This window comes from Euzebya rosea (assembly GCF_003073135.1).
In the GTDB taxonomy this organism is placed as follows: domain Bacteria; phylum Actinomycetota; class Nitriliruptoria; order Euzebyales; family Euzebyaceae; genus Euzebya; species Euzebya rosea.
Window position 1 is genome coordinate 79,445 of the sequence record NZ_PGDQ01000006.1, and the last position, 25,972, is coordinate 105,416.

Here is a 25,972-nt window from a genome sequence, read left to right on the forward strand (position 1 = left end):
ACGATGGCGTTCCTGACCCCCGGAGTGCGCGTGCCGGGGGTCGGTCGTGTCTGCGTGGGCGTCGTGGTGCTCGCGCTGCTGCTGGTCCTCGGCGGCTGCTCGGACGGCCCCGCGGCCGAGCCCACGATCCGTGCCGTGGCGATCGACGGTGGCACCGAGGTCCTGCTGGCCGTCCGCGGCGTCAACGTGCAGGCCCGACCCGGCGACACGATCGCGATCACCAACGCCAACCAGGGCATGGAGGGTCGGGCGGCGGCCGAGGCGAGCACGGAGGGCACGGTGACCCACGCCCTGGTGGTGGCGGGCACGAACGGCCCGCCGCCGGTGTTCGTGGCCGGCGCTGGAGGGGCGATCCCCAACCCGCCGGTCTGGGGTTCGTGCCGCGGTGGTGACCCCGACGGTGCGGTCGGGGAGTGCCCGATCCTGCCGATCGACGGTCCGTCGGCGTGGGACGGCACCGACTACTGGTCCACCGGGGCGATGCTGCCCGGGGAGACCCGGGAGGTCCCGCTGTCCGACGACATCACGACCGGCACCCACCGGCTGGTCTGCGCGCTGCATCCCGAGCTGACCGTCGACGTCGTCGTCACCGACGATCCCACCGAGGACCCCGCCGCCGGCGAGGCACCCCTGCCCGACGCCCCCGACTCGGTCGTGCCCGCCGAACCGACCGCCGGTGAGGTACTGGTCGCGCCCGGCAGCGACACCACCCGCCTGAACGCGTTCTGGCCGGCCACCGTGACGGTGGCCGCCGGCGAGGCCGTCACGTGGACGTCCACCGCCCGAGCACCCCACGACGTCGTCCTCGGATTCGACGAACCGCCGGAGCTGGTGCACTCCACCCCGGCCGATGCCCTGCCCGACGCGCCGGATGGCCCGTGGGACGGGACGACCCAGATCCGCTCCGGCTACCTGCAGGCCACCGACGACGGTCCGGCAGGGGCCACCTTCAGGGTCACCTTCGCCGAACCCGGCACCTACGAGTACGTCTGCCGGTTCCACCCGTCGATGCGCGGCACCGTCGTCGTCAGCTGACCCAGCGCTGCCACCCGGCACCGCCCACCCCCTTCCCAGATCCCACTCCCCACGGAGCCAGCCATGCGTCATTTCCTCAAGCTGCTGCTTGTCGCCCTGCTCGTCCTCGGCGCCATCACGCCTGTCACCGCCCAGGAGGAGGAGGTGCCCAACGTGCTCGTCTGGACGGGCACCTACGGGTTCCGGCACCCCAGCATCACCCAGGCCCAGCGGACCCTGCTCGAGATGTCGCAGGCCGGCCACTTCGACGTCACCATCACCGAGGTCCCCGCGCTGCTGACCGCCGACGTGCTCGCCAACTACGACGTGCTGATGTGGGTGTCCACCACCGGCAAGCCGCCGATGAGCGAATCCCAGCGCGAGGAGATCATCCGCTTCGCCGGCTGCGGCGGCGGGACCGTCGGCTTCCACGCGGCGCTGGACGCCAACTACGGGTGGGCCGAACACGCCGAGCTGTTCGGCGCGCAGTTCGACAGTCACCCGCAGAACGCCGGATCCGGTGCACCGGAGATGATCGTGGAGGACACCGACGACCCGATCACCGACGGCTGGGACGGACAGGATCGCTTCACCTTCCCCGACGAGTACTACCGCTGGCGCGGCGCCAAGGGCATCGACGGCGTGTCCCTGCCACGCGAGTTCGGCGACACCAACGTGCTGCTGAGCCTGGACGAGGAGACCGTCGACGAGGGCATCCAGGACGGTCCCACCCCCTACGAACACCACCAGCCCGTCGCCTGGACCAAGACCTTCCGTGACCGCGGCCGCGTCTACTACAACAACATGGGGCACTCCGACACGACCTGGCTGGACCCGGCGTTCCAGACCGCGCTGATCAACGGCGTCGACTGGGTGTCGCAGGTGCCGCTGGACACCGAGTGCCTGGCCGGCGACGAGCCGCTGCCACCCGCCCCCACGCCGCCGCCTGCCGACGTCGACACGATCGGCGAGTCCTGCGTCGTCCCCGAGCTGCAGGAGCGCAACAACGGCACGTGGGAGGTCAGCGGCGCCGCACGTGCCCTGACCGTCGACGGTGACACCCAGCAGGTCGCGGCCGGCATCGTCGGCGGCCTCGGCTGGGGCGCGCAGACGTGGATCCTCGACCTGTCCTCGGTCCGCGCGGCCACGGCCGAGGTGACGTTGACCCTGGAGATCCCCAACCCCACGGACGACTACGACCTGGGCGTCACCACCGCATGGGGCTGGTACGGCTCGGACACCAACACCGGCGCCACGCAGGAGCAGGTCGTCATCTCCGACGTCCCGCACTGCGCGTACCTGCACGTGACCGGCGACAACATGCTGGCCACCAGCACCCGGGCCCCGACGATCGTCGCCACCGTCGTGGCCGACGAGCCGACCGACCCGACCGACCCGACCGACCCGACCGACCCGGTGATCCCGGGGGTCACCCGGATCACCGCGACCAGCGGACGTCCCACTGACCTGGCCCTCGGCTGGAACGCCGAGGAGGACAACCCGGCCTGCGCGTGTGCGCTCCTGGCGCGCGACGACGAGTTCGCCGACGCCCTCGCCTCCGGCGCCGCCCAGTCCAGCGGTGCCCCCCTGCTGCTGACCGACCGCGTGTCGCTGAGCCCCGAGACGGCCGACCGGCTGCAGGCCCTCGGCATCACCACCGTCACCATCCTCGGTGGCGAGGCCGCCGTCGGCCCGGGCGTCGTGGAGGACCTGCAGGACCTCGGCATCGCCGTGGACCGCGTGGCCGGCGACACCCGCGTCCTGACCGCCCTCGCGGTCGCCGACCAGCTGGTCGAGGACCCACACGAGGTCCCGCTGGTCCTTCGGGCCCACGGCGTCGAGGGCAACCCCACGGCGGCGTTCGCCGACGCCCTCGCCGCCGGTCGTGCCGCAGCCGCTGACGGACGCCCGATCCTGCTCACCGACAGCGGCCGCCTCTCACCCGAGGTCGCGGACTGGCTTCGCGCCAGGGGCACCGCCAAGGTGGTCGTCGTCGGTGGCGAGGCCGCCGTCGGCGACGGGGTCGTGCAGGACCTCGCCGACATGGACGTCATGGTCGAGCGCATCGCCGGGGACACCCGCTTCGGCACCGCCGTCGCCGTGGCCACCGACGTGCTCGACGTCGCGTCGGCCGGCACTGCCGACGGGATCCTGCTGCTGGACGGCGGCGACCCCGCCGCGTGGGCCGAGGGCTTCGTCGCCGCCGGATCCTCCCACCCCGGCCCGATCGTCCTCGCCGACGGCGACCGCCTGCCGGCCGAGACCGCGAACTGGATCGGCACCGACGGTGACGGCGCGGTCCCGCTCGTCTGCGGAGCCCTCGTCGACGACGCGATCTGCACCGACGCGGCCACCCGCCTGGGCCACACCAGCTGATTACGAGGATGGATCAACAAATATCGTGCTGACGGCAGGAAGGGACGGGGTCGGCGTCGAAGCCCTGCGGCGACACCACTTCGTCACACGGGAAGAGCCGACCCATGACATCCCCCTCCTCGCCTCGAGCTGTGCACGGGCGTGCCCTGCCGCTCGTCCTCGTCCTGCTGCTGGCCCTGGGCCTGCTGACCGTCCCGGCCGCCACGGCCGATGCAGCCGCGTGTGACCGTGCACCGTCGATCGACCCCGGCTTCACTTCCCTGTGGGACGGCGTCGGCACCCCCACGACCCAGGGGTGGCGCCAGTCCGGACCCGGCGGCTTCGCCGTGGTCGACGACGGGCCGGGTGAGGGCTGCCGGCTGCTGAGCACGGGCGGGCTGGGCCTGCTGTGGTACGCCGACGCGACGTTCGCGGACTACGAGCTGCGGATGCAGTGGCGCACCGAGGATGCGACGGACAACTCCGGCATCTTCGTCGGCTTCCCCTCCGCCGGCGGGAACACCCACAACATCGCCATCTCCTCGGGGTACGAGGTCCAGGTCCGCGAGGGCACGATGGGTGACGGCGAGGACCAGAAGACCGGCTCGATCTACAACCAGCAGCGCGAGCTGCGGCGCACGGCCCGTCCCGCAGGGGAGTGGAACGACTACGCCATCACCGTCGAGCGCAACGAGACGGTGGGCCGGCCGACGATCACCGTCGAGCTGAACGGTGAGGTCGTCAACGTCTTCCAGGGCACCGAGAACTTCCGGGCCACCGACGCCGGCCACATCGGCCTGCAGAACCACGGTGCCAACGACGCCGTCAGCTTCCGCGACATCCAGGTGCGCATGCTGAGCGACGCCCAGCCGCCGGTGACCACCCACGAGCTGCACAGCGACGGCGAGCAGCTGCCGTCGGGCTGGTGGACCGCACCCGTCGAGGTCGCCCTCGACGCGACCGACGAGTTCGGCGGCTCGGGACTGGCCCGCACCGAGTACCGCCTCGACGGCGGCGAGTGGACGACTCATGGCGCACCGGAGGAGGTCATCTTCGACGGGACCCGGGAGACGTTCGACCGATGGCGGCAGGCGCCGAGCGGATCGTTCCAGCTGATGCCCGACGGCACGATGCACACCGTCGGGGGGCTGGGGATGCTCTGGTACCCCGTGGAGTACGGCGACATCGTCCTGCGCTTCCAGTTCCGCGACATGCGTCCCGAACCGACCGGCGGATCCAACTCCGGGGTGTTCGTCCGCTTCCCCGACCCCGACGAGGCCGTGCAGCGTGCCCCCGAGGACCGTCACGCCTGCCAGACGGGGTCGGCACAGACCAGCCCGGCGTGGGTCGCCATCAGCTGCGGCCACGAGATCCAGGTCTACGACGGCACCGGCATCTTCGACTTCGAGCCGCAGAAGACCGGCTCGATCTACAACTTCTCCCCCCTGACCCTGGACGAGGCGAACCCCGGTACCCAGGGCGAGTGGCAGGACTACGAGATCCGCGTGGAGGGCGGCGGTGACTGGACGACCACGATCGTCCGCAACGGCCAGGTCCTGCAGACGTGGACCAACAGCCCCGGCCAGGACGCCGCCCGTGCCGGCGACCCCTCCACCGACCTCCGCCAGTTCGCCCGCGGCCACATCGGCCTGCAGAACCACGGCTACCCCGACCACATGCAGTTCCGCGACGTCCGCGTCCAGCGGCTGGAACCGGCCGAACCGCTGCTGATCGACGAACCCGGGCGCCACACCCTGGAGTACCGCTCCGTCGACAGCGCCGGCAACGTCGAGGAGTCCACGACCCTGCGGATCGACATAGACCCCGCCGCGCCGGTGACCACTGCGACCGTGGACCAGCCCGGCGGGACCGGCCCGGCCACGATCACCCTGCAGCCGACCGACGTCGGCGCCGGGGTGGCGCGCACCGAGTATCGCGTCGACGGCGGCGCGTGGACCGACTACGCCGGACCGACCGAGACCCTGCTCGGCACCTCCCGTGCCTCCTTCGACGAATGGATCCAGGCGGGGCCCGGCTCCTTCGAACGCCAGCCCGATGGGTCGGTCGTCTCCCGCGGCGGCCTCGGCATGCTGTGGCACCCCCGGTCGTTCGGCGACGTGCACCTCACCTACGAATGGCGGGACCTGCGCACCGACGGCGGCCGGTCGAACTCCGGGTTGTTCGTCCGGTTCCCCAACCCCGACGAGGCGGCAGCCGCCGGCACCATGCACGACTGCCAGCGCGGCGGCGAGACACGCCCGGAGTGGGTTGCCATCTACTGCGGCCAGGAGCTGCAGATGTACGACGGGGCCACCGGCGAGACACAGAAGACCGGCTCGGTCTACAACTTCGCCCCGCTGGACCTGCAGCAGGCCAGGACGGTCCCGACGGGCACGTGGAGCACCTACGAGGTCGAGCTGACCGGCGGCGGCGACTGGACCGCGACCATCTCCCGCGACGGCGAGGTCATCAACAGCTTCACCAACACCCCCGGACAGCAGTCGTCGCGCAGCGGTGATCCCGGGACCGACCTGCGGCAGTTCGCCGAGGGCCACATCGGCCTGCAGAACCACGGCAGCTCGGACCTCGTGCAGATCCGCAACGTGCGGGTGACCGACCTCTCGCCCGAGGCGGCGGCCTTCGTCATCGATACCCCCGGCACCCACACCGTGGAGTTCCGCTCCATCGACCACGCCGGACGGGTCGAGGCCACCACCGTCCTGACCGTGACCGTCTGACCGTGACCGTCTGACCGTGACCGTCCGACCGCAGCACTCCCACTCCGCAGGAGCCACCGTGACCATCACCCGCACCACCCGTATCGCCCTGACCACCCTGTCCCTCGTGCTGGCCCTGCTGGCCACGCTGGTCCCTACCGGTGCGTCGGCCGACGAGATCTCCCTGGCGGCCTTCCGCAACAGCGTCGGCATCTGCCAGCACCCCCTGCACCAGTGCAACTTCGACGGCGGCGGGTTCAGCTACTCCACCGCCGCGCTGGCCGTGGCCGGGGTCATGCCGGGCGACGAGCTGTCCGTCGACGGGTTCGCCTTCACGTGGCCCGACACCGACCCCGGCGCCCCGGACAACGTGGAGATGAAGGGCCAGATGGTCCCCGTCCTGCCGGGCGATGCCACCCGCATCGGGTTCCTCGGCGCCAGCCACAACGGTCCGGTCACCGCCGACGTCACCCTGCACTACACCCGAGTCGGCGCCGACGGGGAGCTGGAGGAGGTCGAGGTCGTCGAGCCCCTCCGGTTCAGCGACTGGACGCTCAACGCCAACGGACGGCAGCCCGAGGCCGGCAACACCACGGTCGTCGAGACCCGCTTCCGGGTCAACGGCACCACCGTCGAGCAGGTCCGGACCTTCGTGTTCGCCGCGTCCATCGACATCGACCCGACGATGACGCTGCAGACCATCGAGCTGGACAACGAGGACAAGACCCACCTGTTCGGCCTCGCCCTCGCCTGATCGACCTGCGGAGGCGGATACCCTCCGTCGCCCGTGCCGCTGACCACCATGACCCGCCGCCCGAGGCCGGCCCTGCGCACACGCGGGGCCGGCCTCTGGGTGCGTGGTGCGCGGCGGCGTCCGGGTCGTGGGCTGCTCGTCGTGCTCGGCCTGCTGGCCATGCACGTGGCGACCGTCGCCTCCCTTGTCGGGGGCAGCTCGCTGGAGCGCCTGTTCGTGGAGGACGCCCGGGCCCAGTGGGGACCGATCGACGTCGTCACCTTCCGTCCCGGCGAACCGCTGATCGGCGAGTCGCTGGTCCGGTTCGCCGCCACCGAGGGGGCGCTGCCCGGTGACCGCTGGGCCGGCCGGCTGGTCCTCGACGCGGTCGCCACCGGCGGTCCCGGTGCCCGGGAACCCGACGCGCGGCTGCTCGGGGTCTCCGCCGACGAGATCGACATCGGCGAACCGATGACGGGAGAGGGGCAGACCGACCCGCTGCTGCTGTCGCCCGAGGGCGTGCTGCTGGGCCAGCGGCTGGCCGAACGGATCGACGTCGCCATCGGCGACCCCGTCGGGTTCGTCATCGCCATCCCCGAGCACACCGATCCCGACGACGAGGACATCGCGCTGGCCCCGCGGGTCGTCCGGTGGGACGCCACCGTCGAGGGCATCGCCGAGGACACCGGCCTGGTCGACGCCGGTCGGACACCCAACGCCATCACCCGGCTGGACACGCTGCAGCGCATCACCGGGCTCCCGGGGCTCGTGTCGGCCCTCTACCTGGACACCCCCGAGGACGGCCGGGATGCCGCGGAGGCCGTCACCGAGAGCTTCCAGTCCATCAACCGCCGCGTCGGCCTGGTGTCGGTGGAGGCCAAGGAGGACGCGCTCGACCTGGCCGCCGACGAGGGCGGGTTGTTCTCCGGCATCCTGCTGACCCTCGCCCTGCTGGTGGTCGCCGCCTCGGCGGCCGTGACCGTCAACCTGATCGTGCTGCTGGGGCAGGAACGGGCCCGCGAGGTCGCCGTCATGCGGGCGATCGGGGTCAGTCAGCGCCACGTCCGTCGGCTGTTGGTGTCCGAGGCCGTCGTCTACGCGCTCGTGGCCGCCGTGATCGGGGTCCTGCTGGCCCTGCCGCTGGCAGGGTGGCTGGCGACCACCATCGCCGACCACTTCGGCGCCATCGAGGCGGGTCGTGGACGCGAGCTCGTGGACCTCGACCTGACCCCGGACCCCGTGGCCGTCGTCAGCGGGGTCGTGACCGTGCTGGTGGTGGCGGTGATGACCGCGTGGTCGGCGGGGCGGCGGCTCGCCGGCCTGGACGTGGCCGACGTGCTCCGCGGTGGACCTCCTGTGCTGGGTGCCCCCGACCGTGGTGGTCGACGGCTGGCGGTGACCCGCGGGACGGGCCTGCTGGTCCTCGGGATGGGCCTGACCGCGGGTGACGGCGGTGACCTGCTGCGCTACGTCGGCGTGTCGCTGCTGCTGATCGCCTGGTGGCTCCACCTGCGTCACGGGGTGCCGGCCGGTGCCGCCCGGTCGCGCCTGGACGAACGGGCCGCCGTCGTCGGGCTGGTCTGGTCAGTGGTGGCACCGGCGCTGCTGGGCGACTTCGCCGCCGGCGTGCAGGCGTCGTTCGGCATCCTCGTCCTGGCTGGCGTGGGCGCGGTGGCCTGCGCGACGGTGCTGGCGACGGCGAGGGCGCCGCAGCTGATGCGGATGGTCCGCCTGTACCTGCCCGACCGGCGGGTCCAGGCGCCGCTGCGGACTGCCGGGTCGTGGGCCGGGCACCTGCGGTCCAGGGGCGGCACCGTCACGGGCACCGTCGGCGTCGTGCTGTTCATGGTCGCGGCGCTGGCCGTCCTCGGATCGGCCACCGACATCGGCGTGGCCCGGCAGCGCGGCGGCTACGACGTCGTCGGCACGTCATCGGTCCGGGTCGACCCCGACCAGCTCGCCACGGTCCGCGGGGTGCAACGCATCGACGCGATGGACCACACGCTGATGGGCGAGGGCTGGTTCACCACCGAGGACGACGATGACGAGGCCTCCTCGGTGCCCTACCCGGTGCGGGCCATCCGCGTCTCCCCGGGCTTCGCGTCCGCCCAGGCCTTCCAGCTCGCCGATGCGCTGCCCGGCTACGGGTCGGCGGCCGAGGTGCTCGACGACGTCATCCGCGGCGAGGGGGTCGTGCTGGACCGCTACGCCCGTCCCGAGGGGGCGATGCCCGGCGACGACGTGGTCATCGACGACGGACGGGGACCGGTCGGCCACGAGCTGCTCGCCGTGCTCGACACCTACCTGCTGCAGGGCGTCCTGATGGGTGCCGAGGCCTACGAGGACCTGTTCCCCACACGCGGCCCCACCTTCGTGCTCGCGGCGGCCAACGACGGCCACGACGTCGCCGCGCTGGCAGGTGAGCTCGACGAGACCGCCGCCGACGTGGGCCTGGACGTGGACACCGTCGCCGAGGCCGCACGGGAGGTCGTCGCGGTCAACCGCACGTTCACCGACACGTTCGCGGTGATGCTGCGCCTGGCCCTCGGGGTCGCGCTGGTCGGTGTGGCGGTGCTGGTCGCGCGGGCGGTGCGCGAGCGGCGCAGCCAGCTGGCGGTGCTGCGTGCCATCGGGTTCAGCCGGGGCGACGTCACCCTGGCGCTGGTGGCCGAACCGATGCTGCAGGCCGCCGCGGGTGTCGTCATCGGCGTGGTGGCGGGACTCGGGGTGCTCTGGCTGCTGTTCCGCCGCGGGTTCGCCGACCTCGCGTTCGTGGTGGGCTGGGCGGACCTCGGCCTGACGTGTGCCGTGGTGCTGCTGCTGGTCCTCGTCAGCTCGTTGGTCCCGGCCGTACGCGGCGCGCGCGGCGACGTCGCCGCCGGCCTGCGCGACCAGGGGTGAGCCGACACCCGGACCGATGCGGGTCGGGCGTGCTCAGGGGGTCGGGCGATCGACGTGGCCGTGGGCGAACCGGACGATGTCGTCCAGCGCCTCGTCAGCGGCCCGCAACCGCCGATGTGCCAGGTGGAAGACGTGCCAGGTCCGCGGCCACGTCCGGTACTCCACGGTGCCGCCCACCTCGCGCAACGCGGTGACGTAGGCAGCGGCATCGGGGCCGCAGAACTCGTGCTCGGCAGCGTGGACCAGCGTCGGGGGCATGACCGAGAGGTCGCCTACGGTCAGCCGGAGGTCGGGGTCGTCGGCCCCCTGCCCGTACGCCCGCACCACGGCGACGGCGGCACCCACGGGGATGCTGCGGTCCGGCGGCTCGGCCATCGCCAGCGCCTCGGTGAACCCGGGGTCGGCTGCCGGGGACAACGCCACCACCGCAGCCGGCACGGGCATCGACGCCCTGACGGCGCGGGAGGGCAGGCCCAACGCCAGGTGCCCGCCGGCGGAGTCGCCGGCCACCACGACCCGAGACGGATCGACCCCACGGTCCAGCAGCCATCGCCACGCCCGCAGGACGTCGTCGGCGGCGGCCGGGTGGGGGTGTTCGGGCGCCAGGCGGTAGTCGACGGAGAAGGCCGGCCAGCCCAGCCGCCTGGACAGCTCGCCGGTCAGCGTCCGGTGGGTCTCGGGGGAGCCGAACACGAACCCGCCACCGTGGACGTACAGCAGGATCGGGCCGCTGCGGTCCGTCGCGCCCGGGGCTTCGTGCCACTCTCCCCGCACGCGGGCCCGGTCGAACGGCTCGTCGACGGTCGCCACGTCGATGTCGTCATCGGCCGGCCACTGGCGGACGAGGTAGGCGTCGCAGACGGCCCGGGTGAGCTTCAGCTCTGGGGTGGTCATGCGACCGCGCAGGTCAAGGGACTTCAGGTACAGGCCGACGCTCGCCTCGAGGACCGAACGGACGGTCCGTCGCGTGTGCCGGCGAACCGTCCCGGCGAACGGGATGGGGATGGAGGTCATGGGCACAGTCGATACCCGAGGCCGCCGCACGACGAACCGCAGGTCAGCGGGGGGCGATCCACGCGAGGCTGCCGAAGACATCCCGGTCGGCGTTGGCGCCGGCGAGGGGACCGGCGGGCCCTTCGGCGAAGGTGAGCACCACGTCGTGCGTCCCCTCGGTCGGGATGACATCCGCGGTCAGGACCGTCCAGGAGGCCACCGGGCCGGTCACGCCGACCACAGGGTCCAGCGCGGCCGGCAGATGCGTGGAGAACAGCCCGCCCGTTGTCGGCAGCAGGGTGGCCGTCCCGATCATCGGACCGTCGGCGTCGCCGGTGCGAACCTCGACGGTGCCGCCCGTCGCCGGGGTGATCCGCTGGTGGTAGGGCCCGCCGGTGACCGCCACGGTGCTCGGCGCCGCGATGGTGTGCGCGACGGCGAACAGGTCCATGGCCTCGACGTCGGTCAGGTCCACGTCGGGGAAGGTGATGGCGGATTCGCCGACGACGATGTCGGTGACGGCGACCTGCCCACCGGAGTAGGTGGAGACCTCGGTCCGGGCACCCTCGACGGTTGCCCATGCCGCGCCGAGGCGGTCCGCGCCGGACACGCCCGTGGCCGGGTCCACCGGAACAGAACAGTCGACCTCTGCCGTCATCCGGCCGCCGGTCCAGGTGACCGCGTTGGTGAGCATCGTCGTGTAGTCGACGTCGGCGAAGTGGTAGCCGGAGTGGCCGATGTTGGTGTAGAAGCTACGGCCCCCACCCACCGGGCGGCACCAGGTGATCGGCTGCTCGTAGTGGTACAGCGCCCCTTGTGCCCCGATGGAGGTGTTGTCCATCGAGTGGATGACGTGGACATCGGGCCGGACGTCCATCTGCCAGCGATAGGTCTCGTCGTGGGAGTCGTAGGCCGGGTCGACGCCGTCCAGGAGCGGGATGTCGGGGTCCTCGACGTTCAGCTGCAGCCGGTACGGCTCGACCTCGATGCCGCCGAAGCTGTACCAGTGCCCGTCGTACTGCCCGCCGATCAGCTCGTGGAAGGCCGGCCAGGTGTAGTTGGAGTCCGCGGCTGAGTGCACGCCGAGGATGCCGTGGCCGTCGCGAACCCACTCCACGACCGAGCCGCGCAGGTCGTCGCGTTCGTCCGCGGGGAACGGCACTTCACCGGTGGAGTTGTTCCAGACCAGCAGGTCGAAGGTGGCGAGTCGCTCGGGTCGCAGCCACTCCCACGCCGAGATGCCGTCGTCCTCCAGTCCATCGATGAGCGTCGGATCGTCGTGGGCGACCACGACGCGGTACTCGTCGGGGCGGGCGTTGAGGGACAGGAACCATTCGGCCCCGCTGACGATGGCGTCGGTGTGGGAGAACCCGTAGGGCTGGGAGAACACCAGGATGTCCAGCGGATCCTGGGGTTCGGGCTCGGTCGCGCCTGCGGCTGGGACACCGACGGCGAGCAGCAGCACGGCCAGCAGGCCGAGCAGGGGTCGAGGCGGGGTGCGGTCGTGGGTTCGGCTCATCTCGGCTCCTTGATCGCGACCAGCGCCGCGGGTGGTGTTCACGCCCTGTCGACGCCTGTGTTCGACACCTGCGCCCGGATTTCCTGCTTCAGGCAACAAACTCGGGAGGGTCGGGCGGAGAACCCACCGGGGCCGCACGGTTCGCACCGTGTGGCCCCGGGGCCCGTGATGGGCGGGTCGTCAGATCACGCGGCGGCGTCGATGGACGCCGAGCCAGCCGAGCACCACCAGCACCAGCGTGACCAGGCCAACGGTCGGCAGGGCAGCCGCCACCCCGCCGTCGACGCCGGCGACCAACGTGACCGCGGTACGGTCCAGCAGCTCGACGTCGCCGCCGTAGTCGGCGACGTCGGGGGCGCAGCCGGCGCACTGGAGACGGGTCAGGCGACCGGACGTGGAGTTCCAGCTGCCGTTGGCCTCGACCACGTAGACCGCGCCGTCGGGGCCGGTCGCCATGTCGATCGGGTTGCTGAGGCCCGGCAGCACGAAGGGGATGCCGTTGGCCGTGGCGTTCAACGACGCCGGGTTGGTGTCCAGCGACCCGTCGTCGGCGATGGGCATGTGCCACACCGCGCCACGGCTGTACTCCATCCACAGGAAATGGTCGTCGTAGGCCTCGGGCAGGCGCAGTGCCCCGTCGTCGGGCCGGTGGTAGGCCACACCGCCGAGGGCCGTGTTGCCGCCGCCACCCATCTGCACGTACGGGCTGGTCGGAGAGGGCACGTAGGTGTACCAGACCGCCGCAGGGGTCATGCCGGCGCAGCTGAACGGCTCGCCGGCGGTGCCCGTGGCGAAGTCGTACTCGTTGTAGGGGATGTTGTCGCCGATGCAGTACGGCCAGCCGTGGTTGGTGCCACCGCCCGGCGGGACGACCTCGACCTCGTCGTGGGCCGCGGGCCCGCGGGCCGGGTCGGGGTTTCGGGCGTCGGGGCCGACGTTGCCCGCGTACACGTGGTCGGTCTCGGGGCTGTAGCCGAAGCGGTACAGCGACCGGAAGCCGTAGGCGTACACGTACGGGTCGGCCCCCGCGTCCTGCACGAAGGGGTTGGGTTCGATGCCGGGACGGTCGCCGGGGACGCCGTCGCCCAGCGGGCCGTCGAGGCCGGACTCGAGCTCCTCGATGTCGATGCGCAGGACCTTGCCGCGGCGGTCGGCCAGGTTCTGGCTGGTCAGCGCAGCGGAGTTGAACGTCCAGTCCGCCCGCTGGTCATGGGGGGAGTACCCGCTGGAGTGGTCCGACGTCGTGTCGTCGCCCGTGGACAGCAGCAGGGTCCCGTCGTTGCGCCACTCCATGTCCCCGCCGTAGTGGCAGCAGTAGAACCACTCGGCAGGGTTCTCGAACAGCTCGAGCTCGGAGTCGAGGTCGATGATGTTGGTCTCGAGGTCCATCGTGAAGCGGGACAGCCGCCACACGCCCTCGTCGTTGCCGGAGGAGGGGCAGCCGTTGCCGGCGGAGGCGTCGCAGTGCGGCCGGGCGTCGGGCATCTTCGGCGGCCAGATGTCCTGGCCGAGGGAGTTGGCGACGGTGTAGTAGAGGTACAGCTCGCCGGAGGTCATGAAGTCGGGGGCCAGCAGGATCCCGTGGATGCCGCCCTCGGCCAGGTTGAACCCGGCCGGGCACTCCTCGCCGCGGGGGCAGTTGGCGACGTCGAACTGGCCACCCTGGCGGTCGTAGGCGTCGACGGGCAGGAACGCCGCGCGGGTCACGGTGCCGTCCTGCTCCCAGACGGTCACCTGCCCCTCGCGGCTCGTCACGATCACCCGTCCGTCGGGGGCGACCTCCAGTGCGGTCGGCGAGATCAGCTCGCCGTACAGCACCTCCTGGTCGACCGTCGGGTCGGGCAGCAGGGACTGGGCGCCGGCAGCGGTGCCCAGCGGGAGGATCATCGCCATCGCGGCGACGACCACGAACAGCCTGGTCAGGGTGGTGGTCACAGGACTTCTGCCCGTCGACGCCAGGCGACCAGCGCCAGCGTGGTGGCCAGCAGGACGAGCAGGGCCGCACCGGGCAACCGGTCGACGATCCCGCCGTCCACGCTGGCGACCAGCGTCTCGGCGGTGCGGTCGAGGACCTGCACGTCGCCGCCGTAGTCAGCCGCGTCAGGCGTGCAGCCGGCGCAGGTGATGCGGGTCAGCCGGCCGGCGGTGGAGTTCCAGAAGCCGTTGCCCTCGACCACGTAGACGGCGCCGTCGGGGCCGACGGTCGCGTCGATCGGGTTGCTGAGGGTGTTGACGAGGGGGATGCCGCCCATGGCGACCGGCAGCAACGAGGTGGGTGAACCGTCGAGCGACCCGTCCGCCTTGATCGGGGACCGCCACATCTGGCCGCGGCCGTGCTCCATCCACAGCAGCTGGTTGTCATAGGTCTCGGGCAGCCGCAGCGCGCCGGTCTCGGGCCGGAAGTAGGCCGTGCCACCCATCGCGGTGTTGGAGCCCTGTCCCATCTGCACGAACGGGCTCGTGTTGCTCGGCGCGTAGGTGTAGTAGATCGTCGCCGGGGTCATGCCGGCACAGCTGAACGGTTCGCCGGCCGTGCCGGTGGCGAAGTCGTAGCGGTTGTACGGCAGGTTGTTGGCGATGCAGTACGGCCAGCCGTGGTTGGTGCCACCGCCGGGCGGGACGACCTCGATCTCGTCGTGGGCGGCGGGACCGCGGGTCGGGTTGGGGTTGCGGGCGTCGGGCCCGACCGTGCCGACGTAGAGGTGGTCGGTGGTGGGGTTGTAGGCGAACCGGTAGTTGGAGCGGAATCCCAGCGCGTAGACGTACGGGTCGGCGTCGGGGTCGTCGGCGAAGGGGTTGGGGGCGATGCCGGGACGGTCGCCGGGGACGCCGTCACCGAGCGGGCCGTCGAGGCCGGACTCGAGCTCCTCGACGTCGATGCGCAGGACCTTGCCACGGCGGTCGGCCAGGTTCTGGCTGGTCAGCGCGGCGGAGTTGAACGTCCAGTCCGCCCGCTGGTCGTGGGGGGAGTACCCGCCGGAATGGTCCGACGTGGTGTCGTCACCCGTCGTCATCAGCAGCGTGCCGTCGTTCTTCCACTCCAGGTCACCGCCGTAGTGGCAGCAGTAGAACCACTCCGCGGGATTCTCGAACAGCTCGAGCTCGGAGTCGAGGTCGATGATGTTGGTGTCGAGGTCCATCGTGAAGCGCGACAGGCGGAACTTGCCCTCGTCGTTGCCGGAGGAGGGGCAGCCGTTGCCGGCGGAGGCGTCGCAGTGCGGCCGGGCGTTCGGCATCTTCGGCGGCCAGATGTCCTCGCCGAGGGAGTCGACCGGCGTGTAGTAGAGGTACAGCTCGCCGGAGGTCATGAAGTCGGGGGCCAGCAGGATCCCGTGGATGCCGCCCTCGGCTAGGTTGTAGCCGGCCGGGCATTCCTTCCCCCGCGGGCAGGCCGATTCGTCGAACTGGCCGCCCTGGCGGTCGTAGGCGTCGACGGGCAGGAAGGCCGCTCGGGTGGTGGTGCCGTCCTGCTCCCAGACGGTGATCTGCCCCTCGCGGCTGACGACGACGGCCCGCCCGTCGGGGGCGACCTCGAGCGCGGTGGGGGTGATCAGCTGGTTGAACAGGACCTCCCGTTCGACAGCGGGGTCCACGCCCAGCTGCTGGGCGTGGGACACCCCCGTCAGCGGCAGGACCATCGCGATCGCGACGAGCGCGACGAACGCGGCTCTTCTCATGGCTCGGCTCCCCAGTCAGGTTGTTCGGCTCGACCCCCGTCGTGGCTCCGGACACGGGTCGACCACCCTCTTCCACACGACCCGGCCGGATCCCTGCCTCGCGCTCGAAAAATGTTGTGGAGCCGAACGAATGTCTTCGGGGAGGTCGCTGGGAGGTCGTGGCGGTACCGTCGACAGCCCTCGTCGACGCACCACGACGTCGACAGCCGATCAACCGCAAGAGGAGCCAGACCCGTGACCGACGTCGAGATCACGTCCCCGAGCACGACCGTCGGCAACGTCGTCGTTCGGGCCACCGGCCTGCGGAAGGCGTTCGGGGAGGGGGACGGCCGCATCGTGGCGCTCGACGGGGCCGACGTGGAGGTCCGCCTCGGTGAGCTGCTGGTCGTCCGCGGTCCCTCGGGCTGCGGCAAGTCGACGCTGCTGCAGTGCCTGTCGGGCATCCTGCTGCCCGACGACGGCACGGTCAGCTGGGTCGACGTCGAGGGCGAGGTTGCCCTGGCCGACCTGGACGACGACGGCCGCACGGAACTGCGGGCACAGCGGATGGGGTTCGTGTTCCAGACCCTCAACCTGCTGCCGGCGCTGACGGTCCGCGAGAACGTCGAGCTGCCGCTGGTGCTGGGCGCCCTGCCAGCGGGTGAGATCCGCCAGCGCGCCAGCGATGCGCTGGTGTCGGTCGGCATGGGTGACCGGGGGGAGGCGTTCCCCGCCCAGCTGAGCGGTGGCCAGCAGCAGCGGGTGGCCCTGGCCCGCGCCCTGGTCAGCGAACCTGACGTCATCTGGGCCGACGAGCCGACGGGTTCGCTGGACAGCGTCGCGCAGGCGGAGATGCTCCAGCTGATGCGGGCTGCGGTGACCCCCGGCCGCACCGTCGTCGTCGTCAGCCACGCCGAGGTCGTCGCCGCGGCCGCCGACCGTGTGATCACGATGGTCGACGGCCGCGTCGCCTGACGTCACCCTGACGATCAGCAGCCCCGGCAGGGACCCGTCACGCGGTTGCCACGCGGCGTGGCTACTGCTCCTCCCACACCGTGCGGCCCGCGAAGCCGGTTGACTGGACGAACCCCTCGTCGTCCGGCTCCGCGGACGTCAGCTTGACCAGCGCGGTCCACGGCGTCCCGTCCGGGGCGAAGGTCACGCCCAAGTAGTCGTTGCGGGGCAACGAGCCGCCGTTGGTCGGAACGTACAGCGGATCGGCCGGGTCGTTGAGCATGGAGGAGTAGAGGAGCGGGTCGTCGGTGTCTGCGTCGAAGGACTCGGTGATGTACCCGTTGAGCGTGGTGGGCGAGCCGCCGTCCTCCCACCCGTAGTAGGCGATGGCGACCCGGCCGGAGGCATGGGCGGCGATCTGGGGAGAGGGGGCGGCGACGGTCACACCGGGGGCGCCGACGTCGAGGGGCCCGGCCCACGTGTCACCGCCGTCGGCTGAGGTCGACAGGTACGGGCGACCGTCCGCGCCGGTCCACAGGACGTAGACGGTGCCGGCACGGTCGACGGCCAGGCTCACCCCGCCGAACAGTCCCGACGTGCTGCCCACTCCACCGTCGGGCACCTCGACGTACCGCCAGGTCCCCATCTGGTCGTCGCTGATGGCCACGCGGACGTTGCCGTCGGGGTTGTTGGGGATCAGGGCCGAGCAGCCGAGCGGTTGGTAGACCCTGCCCTCGAACATCGCCCCGTCCTGGGCGACGGCCATCGGTTCCTGGAAGTGCAGGCAACCGGGAGCATCGGGATGCGGTGTGACGGGTGAGCCCGTGGCAGCCCAGGACATCCCGCTGTCGAGGGACTTGTAGCAGATGCGCGTGGGGCCGACGACGAACGTGGGGGCGGGGCCGTTGGTGCAGGTGTAGTAGACGTGGCCATCTCCGCCCGGTGCAGCCGTGCCGGCTGGGGCGGGGCCGCTGGCGATCTTCTCGTAGTCCCCTCCGGGGCAGGCGAACTGGGTGACGGCCTGCCAGGTGTCGCCGTTGTCGCCCGTGGTGTTCATCGACGAGCAGGTGGCGTATCCATAGGTCTTGGACCACATCAGCCTGTCGGTCACCGGATCGACGTACAGGAACGCGTCGGCGACGGTGTTGTTCTTGGCCGACTGGCTGTTGTCGCACTGCAGGGGGCTGAGGCCCATCGTGTGACCGGGGCAGCCCGGGTAGGCCTGTGGTCCGGGGACGGCGTAGCGCTCCCATGTCCCCCCTTGGTCATCGGAGCGGACCAGCGCCCACTCCCAGTCGGCGGCGGAGAACCACACGGTGCCCTCCTGTGTGACCGCGATCGTGGTCTCGCCGGTGTAGTGGCCGGTCTCGGTGGCGCAGGGCACGCGGTCACGATCGGCTGCGGCCGGCACCCCCCCGGCGCGGTGCACGCTCGCAGGCCGGCTGTCGTCGCAGCCGGGCCCCAGGGTGTTCCCGTCCGCTGGGGCGACGCCCAGCAGTCCGGCCACCAGCACGGCCACGAGGGCCGCCCCCAGCAGCAGCGGTCCGGAAGTCCATTTCACAGTCGACACGGTCGGCTCCTGTCGTCATGGGACACCGCCCTCGGGGTCCCGTGTCGACGCGTTTCGACGGCCGGTGCGTCGCCTCCTGCGGACGTTTCGTCTTTTTGTTGGATCGACCTGCAAATGGACCGCCGGCCGGGCACATCGGCGTCTGCCCGGGCGGTCGCGTTGGTCAGGCCGGCAACCCGCCGGCCCGCAGGATCAGCTGCTTGACGTCGGTGAGGCGCCACTCGTCCCGGGCGAGGGAGGGGTCGGTGCAGATCAGCACGGGACCGTGCCGTGGGTCGTCGGGCAAGCGACCGTGCGTGCCCGACACGGGTGACGGGTCAAGCGGGACGACCTGCATCCTGTAGCGCAGGCCGGCCTTCTTGCGAGCCAGCGCCACGCCGGCCTTGACCTTGGCAGCCCGGTCCTCGGGGTCGAAGAACAGCTCGGCGGGGTCGTAGCCGGGCTTGCGGTGGATCTCCACCATCTTCGCGAAGTCCGGCGCCCGGTCGTCGTCGGTCCAGTAGTAGTAGGTGAACCACGCGTCGGCCTCGGCGATGACGACCAGGTCTCCGGCACGGTCGTGGTCCAGGCCCATCTCGCGCTTGCCGTCGGCATCCAGGACCCGCTCGACGCCGTCCAGGCCCTCGAGCAAGGTGCGGACCGCGTCGACGTCGGCGGGGTCGTCGAGGTAGACGTGGGCGATCTGGTGGTCGGCCACGGCGAAGGCACGGGAGACCCACGGGTCGAGGTACTCCATGCCGTCCTGCGTGTAGACCTCCAGCAGCCCCTCCTCCCGGAGTGCGCGGTTGATGTCGACGGGACGGCTGGCCGGGGTGATGCCGTACTCGCTGACGACGAGCACCGTCGCGCCGCGCGCCATCGCCCCCTCCGCCAGGTCGCCGGCCACCTCGTCGATGGCCAGCGCCGCCGCGGTCGCCTGGGGGCTGTCGGGTCCGAAGCGTTGCAGGTCGTAGTCAAGGTGCGGCAGGTACACCAGCGTCAGGTCGGGCTGCTTGGTGTCGAACACGTGGGCCGCGGCCCTGGCGATCCAGCGTGAGGACGTGATCGCGGCGGTCGGTCCCCAGTAGGTGAACAGCGGGAAGGTCCCCAGCTTGTCGGTCAGCTCGTCGCGGAGGGCCGGTGGCCTGGTGTAGCAGTCCGCCTCCTTCTTCCCGTCGGCGTAGTAGATCGGGCGAGGGGTGACGGTCCAGTCCGTCGCCGCACCCATCGCGTACCACCAGCAGACGTTGGCGACGGTGTAGTCGGGGTCGACGGCACGGGCGGCGTCCCACACCTTCTCGCCCTGGACGAGCTTGTTGTGCTGCCGCCAGAGGAACACCTCGCCGAGGTCGCGGAAGTACCAGCCGTTGCCGACGATGCCGTGGTCGGTGGGCTCCAGCCCGGTCAGCATGGACGCCTGGGCGGTGCAGGTCACGGCCGGCAGGACGGCATCCATCGGGGCGGTGAACCCGGTGGAGGCGAGGGCACGCAGCCGCGGCATCTCCTCCAACAACGCCGGGGTCAGCCCCACGACGTTGATCACGACGACGGGACGACGGGCGGGGTCTTCGGTGGTGTGGGCGGTCACTGGCAGCGTCCTTGTCGGGGTGTTGCGACGGGCGGACCGTTGTCCGACACGCGTCGGGTGAGGGGTGGGCTGGCGGGTCAGGGCAGCTCGGTCAGGCCAAGGGTGGTCAGGTGGTCGGCGGCCCACGCGAGCTCGGCGGCGATACCGGTGACGAGCCCGTCGACCGGGTCGTCGGCGTCGGCGGGACGTCGGCCCTCGGGCAGCACGCCCCAGGTGTAGGTCTCGAGCTCCAGGTGGGTGGTGACGGCGGTGGGGCCGCCGACCAGCGCGGCCAGGGAGGCCTCCAGCTCGGGGCGGGTCGTCCCCTCGTCGCTGTGGTGGAGGGGCAGGTGCACGTGGACCCGCCACTCCTGCTCGCCCGGCAGCCCACCGGCAAGCGCCTCGGGCAGGTCGTCCACCCCGTGCACGTCCGCGCCGGACCGTTCGCGGGTCTGGTGCAGGAACGGTGAGTCGGCGTGGCCGGCCAGCGCCGCGCGGACCGCGGGGTCCGACGGGTCGACGGCGCGCAGGCCGGCCGACACCTGCGCCTTGTGGATCGGCACGCCGGCGGCGTCCAGCCCGGCGACAGCGGTCGGGCCGTCCTCGAACTGCACGGCCAGATGGCACAGGTCGACGCATGCCCCCAGGTGTGGGCCGGCGACGTCGCGGAGCACCTCGGCCAGCTGGGTCGTGGTCTCGACGCGACATCCGGGTTCGGGTTCGACGGCGAGGGCGATCCGACGGCCGGTGTCGTCCGCCAGCGCTGCCAGGTCCTCGGCGAGGCTCGCCAGGTTGTCCACTGCGGCGGCGGTCCGATCGGCGTCGAAGCCGTCGCGCCAGCCGAGCGGCAGGGTCGAGATCGTCCCCACCGTCACGTCGTCGGGCAGCAGGCGGGTCAGCAGCCGGGCCAGCCGCAGCGTGTGCTCGCGCCGCGCCGGCTCGGTCCAGTCGGGCCGGTACACCCGACGCTTCACGACCTCGTCGTGGAAGCCGGCGTAGGGAAAGCCGTTGAGGGTGACGACCTCGCACCCTGTCGCCACGAGGTGCGACCGGAGGGCCTCCAGCCGGGCGGGATCGCGGTCCAGCGCCAGCGCGGCGTCGTCGGCGAGCCACAGGCCGATGCCGAGCCGGTCGCGCCCCAGCCGCTCACGGATGGGCTGCGCGTAGGTCGTCAGCTGCGCCAGGACCCCGTCGACGTCCTCGGCGGGATGCACGTTGGAGCAGTAGGCGAGGTGGACGGTCGAGCCGTCCGGATGGCGGAACCGCACGGGTCAGCTGCCCCCACGCTTGATGGAGGAGCCCTCGAACAGCGCATCGGGGTCGGCCGGTCCGCCGCCCAGCTCCAGCCGGCCGGACTGGCCGTACACCGCAACGGGGTTGTCCCACACGACGGTGTCGACGTCGGCCTGCGCGAACCCGGCCGCCAGCATCGCGTCGGCGGTCTTCCGCACCTTCAGCGGGTCCGAACGGCCCCAGTCGGCGGCGGAGTTGACCAGCATCCGCTCGGTGCCGTACTGCTGGAGGATGCTGACCATCCGGTGCTCGTCGACCTTGGTGTCGGGGTAGATGGAGAACGCCATCCACACACCCGTGTCGGCCAGCACCTCCACGGTCAGCTCGTTGTTGTGGTCGATGATCGTCATCTCGGGCGGGAAGCCCTGCTCGCGCAGCAGGTCGAGCGATCGCGTGGTGCCCGCCAGCTTGTCGCGGTGTGGCGTGTGGACCATCAGCGGCAGCTCGTGCTCGAGGGCCAGGGCGATCTGGGCGGCGAAGACCTCGTCCTCGGCGGGGGTCATCGAGTCGTAGCCGACCTCTCCCACGGCGACGACGCGGTCCTTGGCGAGGTAGCGGGGAAGCACCTCGAGCACGTCCTTGGCCAGGCCCGTGTCGTTGGCCTCCTTGGGGTTGAGCGCGATGGTGCAGTGGTGGGCGATGCCGAACTGGGCGGCGCGGAAGGGCTCCCAGCCGACCAGGGAGGCGAAGTAGTCCACGAAGCTCCCGACGTTGGTGCGGGGCTGTCCCAGCCAGAACGCCGGCTCGACCAGCGCGGTGACGCCGGCGTCGGCCATCGCCTCGTAGTCGTCGGTGGTCCGGGACGACATGTGGATGTGGGGGTCGAAGATGCGCATCGGTCGCGTCCGTTCGTCAGCTGTGGCGGGTACTGGAGGAGGGGGTGTCACCCGTTCGGCGGGTCATCCCCGCAGGGCGAGGGCACGGCGGGCCGCGTCGGCGCGGCGTGCCTCGTCGTGGTCGAGCTCGGCCGCGATGGCGGCCAGGCGGTCGCCCGGCGGGTGGGCGTCGATGACGGGCCACACCTGGGCGGGCACGTCGCGGCCGGCGGCGATCCGTTCGTGGACGAAGTCCGCCATCATGCGCGACAGCTCGGGGGTGACGCGGTCGGGCAGGCCGGGGATGCGGTCGATGTCGACGCCGACGAACACACACTTCAGCACGGCCTGTGCCAGCGCCTCGTCGTCCAGCAGGGCCACGCCAGCGGTGCCGAGGGCGGCAGCGACGAGACGGGTGTCGTTGGTCCGCATGGCGTCGTCGACCAGGTCACGCGCGACCGACCGCGTGGCGTCGTCCAGCCCGCCGGGATCGGCGACGAGCAGGTCGAGGGCACGCAGCGCACCGCGCTTCTCGCGGGTGTCGCCGTGGCGGTACAGGTCGGGCAGCTCGGCGGGACGGTCGGCGGTCGGCAGGGCCCGGACCAGCACCGAGCGGGCGGCGTCGTCGACGGTCGGCTCGAACGGGTCGTCGGGGTCCGCCGTCGGATCGAGCGGGCCACGGCCGACCCTGCGGGAGACGGCAGGGAAGCGGGCGCGGATGCTCGACGGCGTGTCGGCGACGGCCACGCGGGCGTCGGCCAGCCACCCCACGGCGTCGGCGTCGAGCACCGCGGACAGCTGCGCGTCGAGGTCGTCGGTCCAGCGGTGGTCGTCGGTGGTCACGCGGAAACCCTCCCGGGGGTCTGGTCGGTCGTCGATGGGGCGGACGGCGTGGCTGCCCGCAGGAAGCGGATCGCCTCGGGGACCATCGTGTGGGCGGTGTGCCCGTGCCGGGTCAGCTCCACCGAGACGAGGCCGTCGTAGCCGATGTCCTGCAGCGCGGCCATGGCCGGCGGGAAGTCGATCTCGCCGTCACCGAAGGGCAGGTGCTCGTGCACGCCACGCACCATGTCCTCGACCTGCACGTGGACCAGGTGGTCGGCGACCCGGTGGATGCAGTCGGCGATCGGGGCGTCCTCCAGGCACTGGCAGTGGCCGATGTCCAGCGTCATCGCCAGCGCGGGGTGATCCAGCTGGTCGGCCAGCCGTTCCCATGCCGCGATGGTGTCGACGACCATGCCGGGCTCGGGCTCGAGCCCGACAACGATGCCTGCGTCGTCCGCAGCGTCGAGGACGGGCACGAGGCCAGCGGCCAGGCGGTCCCAGGCGGCGTCGGCGTCATCGACCCGGTCCACTCCCGACCACAGGTGCAGCACGGGGGACCCCAGCCGCACGCTGATGTCCACGGCTCGGCGGTAGAAGTCGATCCGCCGGGCGGCCCCCTCGGGGGACACCAGCGTGGGTTCGTGCTTGTTGCGCGGGTCCAGCACGAAGCGGCCGCCCGTCTCGACGACGACCGACAGGCCGTGGTCGGCCAGCAGCCGGCGGGTCTCGTCGATCCGCCGGTCGAGGCCGGGACCGAACGGGTCGAGGTGCTGGTGGTCGAGCGTCAGCGCGATGCCGTCGTAGCCCTCGTCGGCCAGGAACGTGCAGGCGTCGGCCAGCCGGTGGTCGCCCAGCCCGTTGCTGCCGTAGGCGAAGGACAGGCCGGTCACGTCACCGCTCGCATACGGCGCAGGTGTCGGCCGATCGGCACGGCGCTGGCGGTGATCGCGGCGCGCAGCCACGACCCGGTCGAGGCGAGCAGCCCCGACTGCAGCGGGATGACCCCCATCACGCCGGTCCCGACGGACTGGCGGACCGCGCCGGCGTCACCGTCGGCCTCGACCGCCGCCTTGTAGCCGCCCCCGACGATGGCCAGGTAGCTGGTGGCCGCCCCGGCGGTCGCGAGGCGGCGCAGGCGGGCGGCCCCCCGCCCCTCCTCCTCGCGAGCGGGAAGTCCCAGGGCGATCAGCCCGAGCGCCGTGGCGGCGGTCCGACGCAGGGCAGCGAGGGGCACGTCGACCGGCGCGCCGTGCACCTCGTGCTGGCTGACGGTCGTGACGGTGAGGGTGTGTGCGCCGACCAGCGCGGCCGCGGGCAGGGCTGCGGTCACGTTGCCACCCGCCGCGCCGAGCAGCACGTCCAGCGCCCGGCACAGCGCCATCGTGGCGGGGCCGGCCGGCGTGTCCTTCGCCAGCACGTCGTAGGCCCAGACCGACGCCGCCAGCGGGACGGCGATCCGCAGGCCCGCCCGGCCACCGATCGCCCCGGCCACGCCGACCCCGCCGGCGACCATGCCGGCCCCCACGGCCAGCGCTGCGGCGGGGGTGATCCGGCCCGAGGGGATCGGTCGTTCGGGTCGTTCCTCGGCGTCGAGCTCGCGGTCCGCCCAGTCGTTGAGCGCCATCCCGCCCAGGTAGACGAGGGCGGAGGCGGCCGGCATCGCCCAGCCGCGTCGGTTCCCCGCTGCGGCAGCGCCGTTCCAGGCGTCGCCGGGGATCGACAGGACGGCGGGCAGCCGGACGAGCTCGGCCAGGGTGTCGGCGGTCGGCAGGCTCACGCGGCGGTCGTGCCCGTGGCGGCTGCGGTGGTCCGGGCCCAGGTGATCAGGTCGGTGAACTGCTCGGCCAGGCGGTGCTGGCTGCTGCCCACGGGGTCCTTGAAGAAGTACGCCAGGGCCGGGAGCGGGCCGGACTGCCCGGCGCCCATGGCCAGGGCCACCAGCCGGGCGAGGTCCAGCACGAGCGGGGCGGCCAGCGCCGAGTCGCAGCCCTGCCAGGTGAACTGTAGCTGCATGCGGGTCCCGAGGAACCCCTCGAAGGTGATCAGGTCCCAGGCGGTCTTCCAGTCGCCGAGGTCGGCGACGTGGTCGATGCGGACCGGGCCGTCGGGCTGGTAGCCGAGGATGGCCTGCAGCGGGGCGGCCTTGGACTCCAGCTTCGAGCGGGCGTGGGTCGGGTCGGCCAGGGTCTGCCCGTCGCCGCCGCCGAGCAGGTTCATGCCCGACCACGACCGGACCCGCAGCGCCCGGTCGGCGAACATCGGCGCGAGGGCGGTCTTGAGCAGCGTCTCGCCGGTCTTGCCGTCCCGGCCGGCCAGCGGCAGGCCGTGGCGCTCGGCGAGCTGCTGGATCGCCGGCAGGACCGTCGCGCTGGACGGGGTGAAGTCGACGAACGCGGCGCCCGACGTCAGCGCGGCGACCGCCACCAGGGGGGCGGGGGACAGCACGGCCAGGTCGGCGTCGAGGGCCGCGAGCAGCAGGTCGACGTCGCGGTGGCTGTCGTGCGGGTCGACCGGCGGCTCGGTGGACGCCACGTTGACCACGACGACACGGTCCAGGTCGTGGGCGGTCCGGAACGCCGTCAGGTCGGCCCGGAGCCGGGCCAGCGCTGCCGCGGGGTGCTCGGCGACGTCCCGGGCGGTGACCCCCGCGGTCAGCCGTGCATCGACGGTCGCGAGCTCCTCGGCGATCCGGTCGACGACGCCGTGGGGCACGACGCCGGCGGTCTCGAGCTGCTCGGCGCGCTTGACCAGCGGGACCTCGCCGATGTCGCAGCCACCGATGACCAGGTCGGGCAGCCCCGGCAGGCCGACACCGTCGAAGGCCGACAGCTGGGTGACCATGCCCTCGGGCCCAGCGAGGTTGGCCACCATCGCGGCCCAGCCGACGGTCATCGTCGTGGCGACCGATCCCCTGGCGCCCAGCAGCCAGAGGCCCCAACGGGGCGTTGGAGTGGAAGGTGCGTCCATGACATCGGACCTTTCGGCTGCGGCGGCTCTCACACAGTAGTTCGTCCTCGACAAGACGAAACCCTCTTGTCGCATCCGAATGTATGACCTCGCAACAAAAATGTGGAGGGTTGG

At 72.1% G+C, this 25,972-nt stretch carries 18 protein-coding genes; 6 read left to right on the top strand and 12 right to left on the bottom strand.

Going from position 1 to position 25,972, the window contains the following annotated elements; genetic code table 11:
* The first annotated feature begins 3 nt into the window (after positions 1 to 3).
* The 5 genes from CUC05_RS24260 (at position 4) to CUC05_RS25855 (ending at position 9,720) form a co-directional block, all read left to right on the top strand.
* Entirely contained in the window at positions 4 to 1,035 is a 1,032-nt protein-coding gene (locus tag CUC05_RS24260) for a cupredoxin domain-containing protein (RefSeq protein WP_114476310.1), read from the top strand.
* 63 nt (positions 1,036 to 1,098) lie between these two features.
* Complete coding sequence (locus CUC05_RS09495) at positions 1,099 to 3,390, top strand: ThuA domain-containing protein (protein ID WP_108665868.1); 2,292 nt, start codon at positions 1,099 to 1,101, stop codon at positions 3,388 to 3,390.
* Between the two features lie 131 nt (positions 3,391 to 3,521).
* Complete coding sequence (locus tag CUC05_RS09500; RefSeq protein WP_170127968.1) at positions 3,522 to 6,107, top strand: 3-keto-disaccharide hydrolase; 2,586 nt, start codon at positions 3,522 to 3,524, stop codon at positions 6,105 to 6,107.
* 58 nt (positions 6,108 to 6,165) lie between these two features.
* Entirely contained in the window at positions 6,166 to 6,840 is a 675-nt protein-coding gene (locus CUC05_RS09505) for a hypothetical protein (protein ID WP_157965406.1), read from the top strand.
* Positions 6,841 to 6,873: 33 nt separating this feature from the next.
* Positions 6,874 to 9,720 (top strand): ABC transporter permease, encoded by a 2,847-nt coding sequence (locus CUC05_RS25855; protein WP_108665871.1) that lies wholly within the window; start codon positions 6,874 to 6,876, stop codon positions 9,718 to 9,720.
* Between the two features lie 33 nt (positions 9,721 to 9,753).
* Here the strand turns inward: CUC05_RS25855 and CUC05_RS09515 are convergent, their stop codons facing one another.
* The 4 genes from CUC05_RS09515 to CUC05_RS09530 all read right to left on the bottom strand — a co-directional run bounded on the left by CUC05_RS09515 (position 9,754) and on the right by CUC05_RS09530 (position 15,909).
* Positions 9,754 to 10,734, bottom strand: coding sequence for an alpha/beta hydrolase (locus CUC05_RS09515; protein WP_157965407.1), 981 nt, complete (start codon positions 10,732 to 10,734; stop codon positions 9,754 to 9,756).
* A gap of 43 nt (positions 10,735 to 10,777) precedes the next feature.
* Positions 10,778 to 12,232: a ThuA domain-containing protein gene (locus CUC05_RS09520; protein ID WP_108665873.1), complete on the bottom strand. Its 1,455-nt coding sequence runs from the start codon at positions 12,230 to 12,232 to the stop codon at positions 10,778 to 10,780.
* A gap of 180 nt (positions 12,233 to 12,412) precedes the next feature.
* Positions 12,413 to 14,167, bottom strand: coding sequence for a PQQ-dependent sugar dehydrogenase (locus CUC05_RS09525; protein WP_108665874.1), 1,755 nt, complete (start codon positions 14,165 to 14,167; stop codon positions 12,413 to 12,415).
* Positions 14,164 to 15,909 (bottom strand): PQQ-dependent sugar dehydrogenase, encoded by a 1,746-nt coding sequence (locus CUC05_RS09530; protein ID WP_108665875.1) that lies wholly within the window; start codon positions 15,907 to 15,909, stop codon positions 14,164 to 14,166. Before CUC05_RS09530 ends, CUC05_RS09525 begins: the two co-directional genes overlap by 4 nt.
* Before the next feature lie 234 nt (positions 15,910 to 16,143).
* On the opposite strand from CUC05_RS09530, the gene CUC05_RS09535 reads away from it, so the two are divergent.
* A complete protein-coding gene (locus CUC05_RS09535; protein WP_157965408.1) occupies positions 16,144 to 16,863 on the top strand; it encodes an ABC transporter ATP-binding protein in 720 nt (239 codons plus the stop codon).
* A gap of 61 nt (positions 16,864 to 16,924) precedes the next feature.
* On the opposite strand, the gene CUC05_RS09540 is transcribed toward CUC05_RS09535, so the two are convergent.
* From CUC05_RS09540 to CUC05_RS09575, 8 genes are all read right to left on the bottom strand, one after another.
* Positions 16,925 to 18,403 carry a sialidase family protein gene (locus CUC05_RS09540; protein ID WP_157965409.1) on the bottom strand — a complete coding sequence of 493 codons (1,479 nt, stop codon included), beginning with the start codon at positions 18,401 to 18,403 and terminating at the stop codon, positions 16,925 to 16,927.
* Positions 18,404 to 18,575: 172 nt separating this feature from the next.
* A complete protein-coding gene (locus CUC05_RS09545; RefSeq protein WP_420810900.1) occupies positions 18,576 to 19,892 on the bottom strand; it encodes an alkaline phosphatase family protein in 1,317 nt (438 codons plus the stop codon).
* 164 nt (positions 19,893 to 20,056) lie between these two features.
* Positions 20,057 to 21,226: a metabolite traffic protein EboE gene (gene eboE / locus CUC05_RS09550; RefSeq protein WP_108665879.1), complete on the bottom strand. Its 1,170-nt coding sequence runs from the start codon at positions 21,224 to 21,226 to the stop codon at positions 20,057 to 20,059.
* Between the two features lie 3 nt (positions 21,227 to 21,229).
* A complete protein-coding gene (locus CUC05_RS09555; RefSeq protein ID WP_108665880.1) occupies positions 21,230 to 22,087 on the bottom strand; it encodes a TatD family hydrolase in 858 nt (285 codons plus the stop codon).
* Between the two features lie 63 nt (positions 22,088 to 22,150).
* A complete protein-coding gene (locus CUC05_RS09560; protein WP_108665881.1) occupies positions 22,151 to 22,909 on the bottom strand; it encodes an EboA domain-containing protein in 759 nt (252 codons plus the stop codon).
* On the bottom strand, positions 22,906 to 23,781 hold the full coding sequence (locus CUC05_RS09565; protein WP_108665882.1) for a sugar phosphate isomerase/epimerase family protein: 876 nt from the start codon (positions 23,779 to 23,781) through the stop codon (positions 22,906 to 22,908). The genes CUC05_RS09560 and CUC05_RS09565 overlap by 4 nt, the downstream gene beginning before the upstream one ends.
* Positions 23,778 to 24,668 (bottom strand): SCO3242 family prenyltransferase, encoded by an 891-nt coding sequence (locus CUC05_RS09570; RefSeq protein ID WP_205712237.1) that lies wholly within the window; start codon positions 24,666 to 24,668, stop codon positions 23,778 to 23,780. The genes CUC05_RS09565 and CUC05_RS09570 overlap by 4 nt, the downstream gene beginning before the upstream one ends.
* Entirely contained in the window at positions 24,665 to 25,858 is a 1,194-nt protein-coding gene (locus CUC05_RS09575; protein WP_108665883.1) for an inositol-3-phosphate synthase, read from the bottom strand. Before CUC05_RS09575 ends, CUC05_RS09570 begins: the two co-directional genes overlap by 4 nt.
* Positions 25,859 to 25,972: the final 114 nt, after the last annotated feature.

Coding starts and splice junctions, on each gene's coding strand:
- CUC05_RS24260 (WP_114476310.1), top strand. CDS start 4: ATGGCGTTCCTGACCCCCGGAGTGCGCGTGCCGGGGGTCGGTCGTGTC.
- CUC05_RS09495 (WP_108665868.1), top strand. CDS start 1,099: ATGCGTCATTTCCTCAAGCTGCTGCTTGTCGCCCTGCTCGTCCTCGGC.
- CUC05_RS09515 (WP_157965407.1), bottom strand. CDS start 10,734: ATGACCTCCATCCCCATCCCGTTCGCCGGGACGGTTCGCCGGCACACG.
- CUC05_RS09520 (WP_108665873.1), bottom strand. CDS start 12,232: ATGAGCCGAACCCACGACCGCACCCCGCCTCGACCCCTGCTCGGCCTG.
- CUC05_RS09530 (WP_108665875.1), bottom strand. CDS start 15,909: ATGAGAAGAGCCGCGTTCGTCGCGCTCGTCGCGATCGCGATGGTCCTG.
- CUC05_RS09545 (WP_420810900.1), bottom strand. CDS start 19,892: ATGCCGCGGCTGCGTGCCCTCGCCTCCACCGGGTTCACCGCCCCGATG.
- CUC05_RS09555 (WP_108665880.1), bottom strand. CDS start 22,087: ATGCGCATCTTCGACCCCCACATCCACATGTCGTCCCGGACCACCGAC.
- CUC05_RS09575 (WP_108665883.1), bottom strand. CDS start 25,858: ATGGACGCACCTTCCACTCCAACGCCCCGTTGGGGCCTCTGGCTGCTG.